The following is a 12,113-nucleotide window of genomic DNA, read 5'->3' as shown; positions in this document are numbered from 1 at the left end:
TGGAGGCTCGAAACCCATGACCGACAGCACACTGACCACCAAGGTCGACAGCGGCCGACAGGTGATCGACAGCATCGACGGCACCATCATCCGTCTCGTCCGCGAGCGGCAGCAGGCCGCCGCGGGCGTGCAACAGGCGCGGGTGGACGCGGGCGAACCCCGGCTGCACAACGCCCGGGAGATCAGCGTCCTCAAGCGGTACAGCGGCGAGCTCGGCAAGCCCGGGACCGCGCTGGCCTCGGCGATCCTGACCTCCTGCCGCGGCCCACGGGCCTGACCCCGGTCACGGTGGCGCACCGACAACGCTTGTCCAGGCGGGAAACGGCCGGCGCGAACGCCAGCGCGCGGCCGTCCCGGCTGGGTACCATCACCAGTGGCCACCGGACCCGGACGGCGCCGCCCCGAGGTGGTGGCCGGACGACGACGAAGTGGGGACCTTCGTGCGGATCCTGCTGGTGGAAGACGACGACCACGTGGCCGACCCGCTGGTCACCGGGCTCACCCGGCACGGGCACGTCGTGCGGCACGTCGCCACCGGCGGGGAGGCGCTGCGGGCCGAACCGCCCGACCTGGTCCTGCTCGACCTCGGCCTGCCCGATCTCGACGGCTACGAGGTCTGCCGCAGGCTGCGCGCGGCCTCCGACGTCCCGATCATCGTGCTCACCGCCCGAGCCGAGGAGATCGACCGGGTGCTCGGCCTGCGGATCGGCGCCGACGACTACGTCATCAAGCCCTACGGGTTCCGGGAACTGCTGGCCCGCATCGACGCGGTCACCCGGCGGGTGCGCACCGCCGGGTCGGACGAGACCACCGCGGGCGAGCCGGTGGCCGGGCTGGTGATCGACGCGCGGACCCGGCGCGCCACCCTCGACGGCGTCGAGCTCGCGTTGACCCGCAAGGAGTTCGAGCTGCTGCTGTTCCTGTCCCACGACCGCGGCGCGGTGCGCACCCGCGAGGAGATCATCGACGCGGTGTGGGACGAGAACTGGTTCGGCTCCACCCGCACCCTCGACGTCCACATCGGCTCGCTGCGGGCGAAACTCGGCGGCGCGGACCGGATCGAGACCGTGCGCGGGGTCGGGTTCCGGCTCACCGGCGCCGAGAGCACCCCGCCCGTCGAGCGGGGCTGAGCCCCCGGTGCCCCGGCGCTGGACGCCTGCACTCCTCGTGCTGATCGGCGCGCTGGTGCTGTCCCTCGCGGCGGCGATCGCGCTGGGCCTGTCGACGGCGGCGTTCGAGCGGTTCACCCTCGACCGGGTCGACGACACCGGCGCCCTCGCGGGCCAGGCCGCCCCGACCCTGGTGCGCCACGAGGACGCCGCGGCGACCCGGGAGGCGATGTCGGCCCGGCAGCGGGCCAACGGCGGCGCGATCCTGCTGCTCGACACCCGGGGAACGGTCGTGGACTCGGTCCCCGCGGGCCTGACCGGGCTCGACCCGCGCTGGCACGGGGAGGTGGAGCGGGCGCTGGCGGGCGCGCGGACCGGTGTGCCGCCGGACAACTCGGGTGTCTTCGACGCCGAACCCCTGGTCGTCGTCGAGCCGGTCCGGTGGGGTGCCGCGGTGTTCGGCGCCGTGGTCACCGTCTCGCCGACCACCGCCCTGCGCGATCAGGCCCGAGTCCGCCTTGCCCTGCTGACCTGCGGCGCGCTCGCCCTGCTGGCCTGCGTGCTGGTGTCCGGTCGCCTGCTGCGCCGTGGGCTCGCCTGGCAGATCCGCCGCCTCGACGTGGCCGCGGCGGCGATCGCCGCGGGCAGGCTGCGCACGCGGGCCCCGGTGGACGCGGGACCGCCGGAGATCCGCAGGCTCGGCCGCGCCGTCAACACGATGGCCGATCGGCTGACGGCGCTGTCGCAGGCGCAGCGCAACTTCGTCGCCGACGCCGCGCACCAGATGCGCAACCCGTTGACCGCGCTGCGGTTGCGGGTGGAGAACCTCGAACCGTTCGTCGACCCGGCGGGCCGGGGCGAGCTGGACAGGGCGATCGTGGCGGCCCGCCGGTTCGCCGGGCTGGTCAACGCGCTGCTCTCGCTGGCGCGGACCGAGGCCAGGGAGATCCACCCGGTCCGGATGGACGCGCACGCCGTGGCGGGCGAACGCGTCGACCTCTGGAGCCCCGCGGCCCGCAGGCTCGGGGTGCGGCTCACCTTGACCGGGCCGCCCGCACCGGCCTCGTGCGCCCCGGACGTGCTCGACCAGGTGCTGGACGTGTTGCTGGACAACGCTTTGCACATCGCCCCGGTGGGCAGCACGGTGCGGATCCGCACGGAGGTCGGCGAGACGGGCGTGGCGGTGCACGTGGCCGACCAGGGCCCGGGGATGTCCGCGGCGGACAAGGAGCGGGCCTGCGAGCGGTTCTGGCGCGGCGGCGGCCAGGGCGACCGCAGCGGATCCGGCCTGGGCCTGGCGATCGCCTCGACGCTGATGGGCTCGGTCGGCGGCACGCTCACCTTCGAGGACGTCACGCCCCGCGGGCTCGACGTGGTCGTGGGACTGCAGTCCTGGGACGACCCGGCGGTCGGGGGCGGACGCGCGCGCCGCCGGGGCGGCCGGGGAACGGACCTGCCGGACTCCTGACCCGGTGGTGCACCGGCGTTGCCCGGCCGCTGCGGTGCCCGCGCCTAGGGTCGGGGACGTGACCAACCCGACGGACGACGCCGACCTGATGGCCAACCCCACCACCGTGATCTGCATCGTCGGCCTCGGCCCGCGGGGGCTCTCGGTGCTCGAACGCCTGCGCGCCAACGCCTCGGGCCGCGACCTGCTGGTGCACGTCGTCGACCCGCACGTGCTCGACGGCAGCCGCGTGTGGCGGGTCGGGCAGGCACCGGAGCTGCTGATGAACACGGTGTGCTCGCAGGTGACCATGTTCGCCGACGACACCGTGGAGTGCGCCGGACCGGTGGTGCCGGGACCGAGCCTGTACGAGTGGGCACGGCTGATGGCCCTGGACGCGGTGCCCGACACCGCGTCCGACTCCGTTCCGGCCCACGTGCGCCGGGAGGCGCTGGCCCTCGGACCGGATTCCTACCCCTCGCGGACGTTCTACGGGCAGTACCTGTCCTGGGTGCTGCGGCACCTGATCGCCACGGCCCCGGCGGGTCTCACCGTGCGGCCGCACGCGGAGCAGGCCGTCGACGTCACCGACGCCGCGGACGGGTCCCAGGTCGTCACCCTCGCGGGCGGCACCCGCCTCACCGGCGTCGACGCGGTCGTGCTCACCCAGGGCCACGTGGAGCCGCGGGTAAGCGAAGAGGAGGCCGCGCTGTCGGACTACGCGCGGGTCCGCGGGCTGTGCTACCTGGCACCGGGCAACCCGGCCGATGCCGATCTCGCCGTGCTGGCCGCGGGCCAGCCGACCACCCTGCGCGGCCTCGGCTTGACCTTCTTCGACTACCTGACCCTGCTCACGGTGGGCCGCGGCGGGACGTACTCGCGCGAGCCGGGCCGGGGCCTCACCTACCACCGCTCCGGCCGCGAACCGCGCCTGTACGCCGGGTCGCGCCGCGGCGTCCCGTACCACGCCCGCGGCGAGAACCAGAAGGGCCCGTACGGCCGCCACGTCCCGCTGTTCCTCACCGCCGACGTCTTGGCCGACCTCGGCTCCCGGCGGTCGCCGGTCGACTTCCGCGCCGAGGTCTGGCCGCTGGTCGACCACGAGGTCCGCGTGACCTACTACAGCACCCTCGTCCGCACCCGCCGCGGCGCGGGCGAAGCACACCGGTTCTCCCGCGATTACGTTGCCCTACAAGGTGCCCCGACCCCGCATCCGGGCGATCCGTTGGTGCACAAGACGTCCGACGCGGAGATCGCCCTACTGGCCGACAACGGCGTGCCGGTCGAGGAGCACTGGGACTGGAAGCGCGTCGCCCGCCCGCACCCGCCCGACGGCGACTTCGCCGCGTGGTTGACGTCCTATTTGGACGAAGACCTGCGGCAGGCGCGCGCTGGCAACGTCGACAGCCCGATCAAGGCGGCCCTGGACGTCCTGCGTGACCTGCGCAACGAGATCCGCCTGGTGGTCGACCACGGCGGCCTCTCCGGCGATTCCTACCGGGACGACCTGCAGGCCTGGTACACCCCGCTCAACGCGTTCGTGTCCATCGGCCCGCCCGCGCACCGGATCGAGGAGATGATCGCCCTGATCGACAGCGGCGTGCTGGCGGTCACCGGCCCCGGCATGACCGTCACCACCGACCCCGACACCGGCGGCTGGCTGGTCGGCTCCCCCACGACCCCAGGGCCGGGCGCCACCACCACGGCCCTCATCGAGGCCCGCATCCCCGAGCCGGACCTGCGAAGGACCGCCGACCCCCTCCTGAAAACCCTCTTCACCCGGGGCGCCTGCACCCTCCACCACATCCCCACCCGCGACGGCGGCCACTACGAAACCGGCGGCCTGGCCGTCACCCGCCGCCCCTACCACCTGCTCGACGCCACCCACACCCCCCACCCCCGCCGCTTCGCCTTCGGCATCCCCACCGAGGCCGTCCACTGGGCCACCGCCGCTGGCATCCGCCCAGGCGCCAACTCGGTAATCCTCGCCGACGCGGATTCGGTCGCCCGCGCGAGCCTGCTCGCAGGCTCCCGAGTCCGCACGAGTTGATCGGGGCATGGCGACCTCATCCTCGGCGGCACAAACCCGCCGAGAAGATGAACAAACTCCTGTTCACCCACGGTGGCGCAACAATCGGTCACCCAATCGTGCCCACCGAGTGCGGCCGTGCGGCGAGCGGAATTACCATGCGGTCGTTGCCGGTCAACCGTGAGGATTGCTGATGTCTGTATTCGCCAAGGCTGTCGCGGTCGTCAGTTTGACCTTCGTCTCCCTGGTCGCGTCCAACGCGACCGCATCGGCCGATGACGACTTCCCCCGCAAGCCCTTTGTGATGCAAGCCACCGAGATCAAGCAGTGCGCGGCCATCGGTCCGTGGAGCTCCGTGGTGAAGAAATACCAGATAGTCGGGGTCGCGTGCGATTCCAACCAGATGAACCAGCGCTGGACCTACGACAGCGACCTGCGGCACATCGTGAGCTGGGACCCGCACCACTTCGGCATGTGCGTCACCGCCGACGGCGGTCAGTTGATGCTCGAGAAGTGCGACACGTCGCTTCTCTTCGGCAAGGAACTCCAGCAGTGGACAGTGGCGGTGCTGACAGGTGGCGACGGGGACTTCCGGTGCGTGGTCACCACCGGAAAGCGGTTCATCAGCCCGAATCGGGACAACTTCTGGAATGTCGAACTGAATGAGGGTCCCATCGTCTTCCCGCACTCGAAAGACGTGATCAGCTTCATCCCGCTGTGGACGTAGTGGGTGGTGGTGCGGTGTGTTCAAGGGCGTCGAGGGCGTTGTGCCACAGGGTGGGGAGTTGTTCGTAGCCGGATAGGGCTGTGTCGATGAGGAAGGTGGTGTGGAGTTGGCCGCCGTGGGTGGTCCAGGCGGCGAACAGGGGCTGGTTGGGCACGGCCACGGGGAGGATGTGGGCGCTGACGGCGGTGGTGCCCGCGAAGGTGAGTGGTCCGCGGGGTCGTACGTCGGCCAGGGTGAGGGGCGCGGTGCGGGGGTTGGTTGAGCGTGTGGTGGCGAGCAGGCCGATCCGGTAGGGGATGTGGCGGTAGAGGAAGCGGTGGCGGCGTCCGGTGGCGGTGAGGCGTCGATAGGCGGCTTCGTCTTTGACGCGGGCGAGTCGTTGGAGTGGTTCGGGTTCGCCGGTGGGGAGGAAGACGGAGGCGACGCCGACGCGGTTGCCCAGGAGTGGGAGTGGTTCGTGGGGGTCGCGAACGTTGATGGCCATGCTGGTGCGCAGCCCGCTGCCGGGTCGTGTCCAGTCGTGGGGGTGCCAGGAGCGCAGTGTCGCGGTGAGGGCGGCGAGGCAGATGTGGTTGAGGGTGGTGTTGGTCGCCCGGCCGATGGCGTGCAGGCGTGGCAGGTCGACGGTCGTGGTGAGCGCGACCCGCTGCCCGCTCAGCGGTTCGTCCAAACCGGACCAGTGGGTGTTGGGGCGCAGTGACGGCAGCAGGTCCTCGATCACCACGCCGCGCAGGAATGTTGCCTTGTCCCGCAGTGAGAGAGCGGGCGGCGCGGCGGACACCGGGGTGGGGCGTGGGATGCCGAAGAGGGCTTCGCAGGTTCGCATGGCGGTGAGGCCGTCTTGGAAGGCGTGGTGTGCCCTGTAGCAGAGCGCGTAGCCGTGCACACCGCGGATCAGCCAGACGCCCCACAGCGGGCGTTCGCGGTCCAGGGGAAGGCAGTGTAGGGCGGTGAGGATCGGGTCGGGGTCGTCGCTCGGTTCTGCCAGGGTGTGTTCGTGCACGTGGTGGATGAGGTCGAAGGCGGGGTCTGGTTCCCAGTGCGGGCGCCGCGTGGGGCCGCCGAGCCGGTGGCGCAGTTCGGGGGTGTTCGCGACGCGGGGGGCCAGGTGCTCGGTGATCTCGGTCAGCGACGGTGCCGCGCCGTCGAACCGCATCAGCAGCCCGAGGTGTAGTGCGGGGTCGCCGATCTGGCGGACCATGTGGAACACGATGCGGTCGACTACGGACAACGGGTGGACCGTGTGCGGCACTGGATCATCCTTTGTGGACTATCAGGGGGCGGCGACGGCGAGGACGGCGTTGTGACCGCCGAAACCGACCGACGTGGTCAACGCCAGCGGCACGGGGCCGGTGCGGGGGCGGGTGAGCAGGTCGAGGTCCACGCCGACATCGGCTTGGTCGAGGTTGACGTTGGGCGGCATCGTTCCGGTTTGGACAGTGAGCACGGTGAGCGCGACCTCGATCGCCCCGGCCGCGCCTTGCGGGTGCCCGGTGACCGCCTTGGTCGAGGACACCGCGGGCCGGTGCGGCAGCAGCTCGGCGAGCACGGCGGCCTCGATCCGGTCACCCAGCGGCGTGCCGGTGGCGTGAGCGTTGACGTACCCGACCTCGCCCGCGGTCACCTGTGCGTCGTGCAGCGCCGCGCGGATGGCGGCGGTCAACCCACTGCCTGCCGGACAAGGCTGCGCCACGTGGTGGGCGTCAGACGCGGCGCCGTAGCCGAGAAGTCGGGCGCGTGGACGGGCTCCGCGGGCACGGGCGTCGTCGGAGCGTTCGAGTACCAGCATTCCGGCGCCCTCGGCCAGCACGAACCCGTCGCGGTCGGCGTCGAACGGACGTGGCGCGCCGGCCGGATCGTCGAAACGCTGCGACAACGCGCGCACCCGGTCGAGCCCGGCGATGTAGTACGGGGTCAGCGGAGCGTCGGTCCCCCCGGCGACAACGACGTCACAGCGGTGCGCGCGCAACAGGTCCAGCGCCACCCCCAGCGCGGTGGCCCCGGAGGCGCAGGCGGTGTTGACCGTCAGGCAGCCGCCCTTGGCGGCCAGGTCCATCGACAGTTGCGCGGCCACCGAGTTGCCCAGCGTGCTGGGCACCGCGAACGGTGACATGTCCTGCGGCCCGCCATCGAGCAGCGCCCGGTGCTGCACCTCGTGGGTGTGGGCGTTGCCGCTGCTCGTGCCGACCACCACCCCGACACGGGCACCATCCCACCGGGCGGTGTCCCAACCCGCGTCCGCCACAGCCTCTCGCGCGGCCAGCACAGCCAGTTCGGTGCTGCGGTCAGGCTTCCGCGCCCGTATCGCGCCGATCCGCGCCTGATCGAACGCGGCGACCCGGCACGCCAGGTGTACCGGTCCCGGGTCGTGTTCCACGACGGCGGTCGGCTCGCCCCGCAGCACCCGCTCCCACGTCGCCGCGACCCCGTCACCGGCGGCGGTGAGCAGCCCGAGCCCGGTCACACACACTTCGCCGGCCGCCATCACCCGGCCCGGCGGGCGTCGATCAACTCGACCACCTCGGCGATCGTCGTCGCCTCGTGCATCTCCTCGTCGGTGACCACCACCCCGAACCGCTGCCGCAACACCAATGACAACTCCATCAACGCCAGCGAATCCAGCCCGGCTTCCTCTCGTGTCGCTTCCGCTGTCACCTCGTCCTCGGACAACCCGATCGACACCAGAACCGGCTTCCACTCGGCAAAAGACATGCGAATCCTCGCTGCACGGAGGGTGACACCAATGAGGTCGAGCAGCATATCCGTGTCCCTGGGCGTGGCCGGGAAACCGACCGGGATCTCACTCAATCGCGTGAACCTCGTTCGCCAAGACGACGTCGGAGAATTCTGTGTCTGTTCGCAAGGAGTTCGCCATCGCGATTTCTTGGCGCCTTGGTCGTCATATTGCACAACCAGTATCCCTCATCGCATTGCGGCGCCACTCCTTGTCGGATCATCGAGACGTCCTGCGGCGCCTGCGACACATGGTCACATCGGGTTCACCGAAAGTCACTTGTTGGGCGGGTGCGGAATATCCTGAATTCAGGCCGTACCGCATTAATGCATGGTGCACTTTTCGGTGAACTCCCTGGCGGCTGTGGAAAGCGCCCCCGAGGATGGTGGGCATGAAGAAGCCGTTCACGGGAAAAGTCTTCGTCGTCCTCGCCGCGGCCTTTGTCGCAGCGGTCACGCCATCGGTGAGCGCCCAGGCAGGCACCGCGGTGGAGAGCACCGGGTGGGCACCCAACCTCAAGGATTCCACGTGTTCCTACTGGGACGAGACCCCGAGGGTCGAGTGGGAGATCCCGAAGGGGGCTCCGGCCGATCTCCGGGTTCGGATCCTCGCCAAGGGAAGCAACAACACCGTCCGCGACGAGCTCGCGTCGGAGAAGTGGCTGACCGGGCAGTTGCGCAAGGGCGACACCTACTTGGTCTACCTCTACGACACGAAGTACGAGACCGAGCGCGCCGAGGTGGAGTTCAAGATCCTCCCCTTCATGTGCAACGAGTCCATCCACGTCCAAGGCCCCCGCGACAGCGCCTGGCCGGGCACCGGACAGGGGGACCCGCCCAAGCAGAACACCGGGTGGGCGCCGAATCTCGCAGGCTCCACGTGTTCCTACTGGGACGAGACCCCGAGGGTCGAGTGGGAGATCCCGGCGGACGCCCCGGCCGACCTGCGCGTCCGCATCCTCGACAAGGCCACCAGGGACACCGTCCGCGACGAACTCGCCAAGGAGAAGTGGCTGACCGGCCAGTTGCGCAAGGGCGACACCTACCTCGTGTACCTCTACGACACGAAGTACGAGACCAAGCAGGCCGAGGTCTTCTTCAAGATCCTCCCCTTCATGTGCAACGAGGTCATCACCACCCAGGGCCCCAAGGGCAGCAGGTGGCCGTCGGAGTGATCGCCCGCGACCGGTCCCACCGTCCCGGTCCGACACCACCCGAACACATCCATTGTCTTGCTGCGAAGGAGATGGTCATGCTCAGGTCGACCACGGCCGCCGCTCTGGCGGTCACCGCTCTGATGTTCATGCTCGCGCCCGCGTCATCGGCCTCGACCGCGGACGTGCCCACCGGCAAACTCATGATCAAAAGCACGGCCAACGACGTCTGCCTCACCGTGGAGGGCTGGCGGCCGCACCTCATCCGCGGCGACGCGTGCCGGGACGACGAGAACACCCAGCGGTGGATCTACGAACCGGAGACAAGTCTGCTGCGCAACGACTGGGCCCGCGAAAGCTGCCTGTTCGGCGACTTCACCGCATCCCCACCCCTGGACAACAAGTTGACGATCAGGCCCTGCGATCCCAGTGACGTCCGCATGACCTGGTCCTTCCTGGGCGGCGCGGAAGCCCCGTGGACACTGCGCAACGGCGCCGGCTACAGCGTCATCAGCCAGGGCAGCGAACACTGGATCGTCAACGCCCCCTACTCGGAACCCGGCCCCCTCGGCAAGTTCGACCTCCTACCCGTCAAACAACCACCGCGATAACCTGTCCCACACTGCCGCCTGGCCACACGATCGCCTGCAGCCGTCGACCTTGCACGACCTGGGCCCTGCCGGACCCCGGTACCTCCTTCTGCACAGCTCCCCTGGTGACCACTGGCTCCTCGGCGTCCGCGGACTCGATCCTTGCCCTGTCGAAACCTGCGGAGCGCGCATGTCTTCCCGGCCACAGATGCACACGGTGCCATGTTCTTCAATGCCCTGGCGCAGCAGTTTCATCGGCAACGCGGTCTGCCACCGTGTCCGGGTATGCGGTTGTCCACCCCCCGGAGTGCACCTCGCCGAGCGTGCGCGCCTCGGGCGAAGAACAACCATCGCCACCACTGGGTGGCGAACTTCGCGGTGATGCGGCGAGGTGTGCGCTGATGGGCAGGCAGTCCGGGATCGTCAACTCCACCAAGGGCTTGGCGCTGGATCTGGCCGACCGCAGGATCCAGGTGAAGTCGGTGGCGCCGGTCCGGTGTGGACACCGCTGATCCCGGCCACCATGCCCTCCGGACAAAGTAGAGTCCTTCGACGCGCAAGCCCCCCTGGGCCGGCCGGCCGGCCCGCCGAACTGGCCCAGGCCTACGTCTTCCTCGCCTCGCAGGAATCCGGCCGTGAACATCAACGGTGAGCCGGCACAGTTCGGCTCGACAAGTGGTCGGCCGTGCCCCGGGTTTTTGATCGGTCAGGTGGTGTGGATGGCCAGGAGGGCGATGTCGTCGGCGGGGGTGGGATCAGGAGATCTTCGTGGCGAGGGTGCGCAGGTAGTTGCGGCCGGGCCGGTCGATGAGTCCGTCGGTGAACAGCAGGAGCGTTCGTTGACTGCGGAGCAGCGTGTTGCGGCGGTGGGGCGGCGTTGAACGCGGTCGGGCTTGGGGAGCGCGATGTTCCCGATCGCCGGGCAGTACGGGCGGATCTTGGTGAGTTGGTACCTGTACGAGTCGGTGCTCCCCCGCGCTGCTGCCGACCAGGCTCGCATCTGCCATCCGAACGGATCTCTCGGTTCCCACCTCATAGACCACGGGCCGTGATGTGGGCCTCGTGGTCGCCCCTGGCGCGGCCGCGGAATCTCGACCACTATCCCTCTTACTGATCTGTCACGTCGAGTCGGGGAGATGCCGATGTCCAGCAGCCAGTCGGACCGTGCGCGGGAGTTGCTGCGCTTGCACCGGGACCCTGCCCTGCTCACCGTGGTGAACGTGTGGGACGCCATCACCGCCAAGGTCGTCGCCGACATCCCGGGGACGAAGGCCCTGGCCACCGCAAGCCACTCGATCGCCGCCAGCCGCGGGTACCCGGACGGTGAGGTCATCCCGGTGGCGGAGATGATCGCCGAGGTCAAGAACATCGTCGACGCCACCGACCTCCCGGTAACCGCCGACCTCGAAGGCGGCTACGGCGACGCCGCCGACACAGTGCGCCGCGCGATCGCCGTGGGCGTGGTCGGGGCCAACCTCGAAGACCAGGTCAAACCGATCACCGAGGCCGCCGCACAGGTAGCAGCGGTCATCGCCGCCGCGGCGGCGGAGGGCGTACCGGACTTCGTCCTCAACGCCCGCACCGACGTGTTCGTCAAAGCAGGCGACCGCGACCCCGCCGAAGTCCTGGCCGACGCCATCGAACGCAGCCGCGCCTACCTCGACGCAGGCGCCCCAGTAGTCTTCGTGCCCGGCAGGCTGACCATCGACCAGGTCAACGCCCTGGTCGACGCCCTCGGCCCCCAACGACTCACCCTGATCGGCATCCCCGGCACCCCACCCCTCGCCGACCTGGAAAAAGCAGGCGTCGCCCGGGTATCCTTCGGCCCCCTGTCCCAGCGAGTCGCCCTCACCGCCCTGGCAGAACTGGTCGAATCCATCCACCAAGGCGGCGGCGTCCCCGAGGACACCCGCCCGCTCAACTGACCCACGACCGGTCAACCGGCAACCCGGTCGGCCTGCCAGCGGGCGCTTCCGCAGGGATCTCGCGCATACCATGGAATCGGGTCTGCTGCACGAGTAGGTGACATCTGAGTTGGCTTGCCGTGATGGTGAGCTGGGAGGATGTCGTTGTGCCCAAGCCCTACCCCCAGGAGTTCCGCGACGATGTAGTGCGGGTCGCCCGTGACCGTGAGCCCGGTGTGACCGTCGAGCAGATCGCGAAGGACTTCGGGGTCCACCCGATGACCTTGTTCAAGTGGCTGCGCCAGGCCGACACCGACGAGGGCGTCAAACCAGGTGTGAGTCGCAGCGACTCGGCCGAGCTGCGTGAGGCCCGCAAGCGGATCACGCTGCTGGAGCAGGAGAACGAGGTCCTGCGGCGGG

At 70.0% G+C, this 12,113-nt stretch carries 13 protein-coding genes; 9 read left to right on the top strand and 4 right to left on the bottom strand.

Features of this window, described 5'->3' with window-relative positions; translation table 11 throughout:
• The first annotated feature begins 16 nt into the window (after positions 1-16).
• The 5 genes from H504_RS0114505 (at position 17) to H504_RS0114485 (ending at position 5,312) form a co-directional block, all read left to right on the top strand.
• Positions 17-277 (top strand): chorismate mutase, encoded by a 261-nt coding sequence (locus tag H504_RS0114505; protein WP_026423363.1) that lies wholly within the window; start codon positions 17-19, stop codon positions 275-277.
• Positions 278-440: 163 nt separating this feature from the next.
• Positions 441-1,130 (top strand): response regulator transcription factor, encoded by a 690-nt coding sequence (locus H504_RS0114500; RefSeq protein WP_035304408.1) that lies wholly within the window; start codon positions 441-443, stop codon positions 1,128-1,130.
• Between the two features lie 7 nt (positions 1,131-1,137).
• Positions 1,138-2,577, top strand: coding sequence for a sensor histidine kinase (locus tag H504_RS35080; protein WP_157440412.1), 1,440 nt, complete (start codon positions 1,138-1,140; stop codon positions 2,575-2,577).
• Between the two features lie 58 nt (positions 2,578-2,635).
• Positions 2,636-4,606: an FAD/NAD(P)-binding protein gene (locus tag H504_RS0114490; protein WP_245614249.1), complete on the top strand. Its 1,971-nt coding sequence runs from the start codon at positions 2,636-2,638 to the stop codon at positions 4,604-4,606.
• A gap of 172 nt (positions 4,607-4,778) precedes the next feature.
• On the top strand, positions 4,779-5,312 hold the full coding sequence (locus tag H504_RS0114485; protein WP_026423360.1) for an RICIN domain-containing protein: 534 nt from the start codon (positions 4,779-4,781) through the stop codon (positions 5,310-5,312).
• Here the strand turns inward: H504_RS0114485 and H504_RS35075 are convergent.
• From H504_RS35075 to H504_RS0114470, 3 genes are read right to left on the bottom strand one after another with little or no spacing between them, the layout of a single operon-like run.
• Complete coding sequence (locus H504_RS35075; protein WP_051385851.1) at positions 5,293-6,564, bottom strand: wax ester/triacylglycerol synthase domain-containing protein; 1,272 nt, start codon at positions 6,562-6,564, stop codon at positions 5,293-5,295. The two genes, H504_RS0114485 and H504_RS35075, sit on opposite strands and share 20 nt — an antisense overlap.
• A gap of 21 nt (positions 6,565-6,585) precedes the next feature.
• Entirely contained in the window at positions 6,586-7,776 is a 1,191-nt protein-coding gene (locus tag H504_RS0114475; protein ID WP_245614248.1) for a beta-ketoacyl-[acyl-carrier-protein] synthase family protein, read from the bottom strand.
• 20 nt (positions 7,777-7,796) lie between these two features.
• On the bottom strand, positions 7,797-8,072 hold the full coding sequence (locus H504_RS0114470) for an acyl carrier protein (protein ID WP_211239321.1): 276 nt from the start codon (positions 8,070-8,072) through the stop codon (positions 7,797-7,799).
• A 365-nt stretch (positions 8,073-8,437) separates the two neighbouring features.
• On the opposite strand from H504_RS0114470, the gene H504_RS0114465 reads away from it, so the two are divergent.
• Both H504_RS0114465 and H504_RS0114460 read left to right on the top strand, forming a co-directional pair.
• Entirely contained in the window at positions 8,438-9,220 is a 783-nt protein-coding gene (locus H504_RS0114465) for a hypothetical protein (protein WP_157440411.1), read from the top strand.
• Between the two features lie 77 nt (positions 9,221-9,297).
• Entirely contained in the window at positions 9,298-9,810 is a 513-nt protein-coding gene (locus tag H504_RS0114460; RefSeq protein ID WP_026423356.1) for an RICIN domain-containing protein, read from the top strand.
• A gap of 734 nt (positions 9,811-10,544) precedes the next feature.
• On the opposite strand, the gene H504_RS41190 is transcribed toward H504_RS0114460, so the two are convergent.
• Entirely contained in the window at positions 10,545-10,796 is a 252-nt protein-coding gene (locus H504_RS41190) for a hypothetical protein (protein ID WP_157440410.1), read from the bottom strand.
• A gap of 135 nt (positions 10,797-10,931) precedes the next feature.
• On the opposite strand from H504_RS41190, the gene H504_RS0114445 reads away from it, so the two are divergent.
• On the top strand, positions 10,932-11,714 hold the full coding sequence (locus H504_RS0114445; protein ID WP_026423355.1) for an isocitrate lyase/PEP mutase family protein: 783 nt from the start codon (positions 10,932-10,934) through the stop codon (positions 11,712-11,714).
• 146 nt (positions 11,715-11,860) lie between these two features.
• A partial coding sequence (locus H504_RS42420; RefSeq protein WP_026421858.1) for a transposase occupies positions 11,861-12,113 on the top strand: 253 nt, incomplete at its 3' end.

The sequence above is a fragment of the Actinokineospora inagensis DSM 44258 genome, from assembly GCF_000482865.1.
GTDB classification, from domain to species: domain Bacteria; phylum Actinomycetota; class Actinomycetes; order Mycobacteriales; family Pseudonocardiaceae; genus Actinokineospora; species Actinokineospora inagensis.
This window is presented reverse-complemented; position numbering and strand designations above follow the sequence as displayed.

What these genes read in the sequence shown, in the direction of transcription:
- H504_RS0114505 (WP_026423363.1), top strand. Translation starts at nt 17, where the DNA reads ATGACCGACAGCACACTGACCACCAAGGTCGACAGCGGCCGACAGGTG.
- H504_RS0114485 (WP_026423360.1), top strand. Translation starts at nt 4,779, where the DNA reads ATGTCTGTATTCGCCAAGGCTGTCGCGGTCGTCAGTTTGACCTTCGTC.
- H504_RS0114470 (WP_211239321.1), bottom strand. Translation starts at nt 8,072, where the DNA reads ATGCTGCTCGACCTCATTGGTGTCACCCTCCGTGCAGCGAGGATTCGC.
- H504_RS0114465 (WP_157440411.1), top strand. Translation starts at nt 8,438, where the DNA reads ATGAAGAAGCCGTTCACGGGAAAAGTCTTCGTCGTCCTCGCCGCGGCC.
- H504_RS0114460 (WP_026423356.1), top strand. Translation starts at nt 9,298, where the DNA reads ATGCTCAGGTCGACCACGGCCGCCGCTCTGGCGGTCACCGCTCTGATG.
- H504_RS41190 (WP_157440410.1), bottom strand. Translation starts at nt 10,796, where the DNA reads ATGGCAGATGCGAGCCTGGTCGGCAGCAGCGCGGGGGAGCACCGACTC.
- H504_RS0114445 (WP_026423355.1), top strand. Translation starts at nt 10,932, where the DNA reads ATGTCCAGCAGCCAGTCGGACCGTGCGCGGGAGTTGCTGCGCTTGCAC.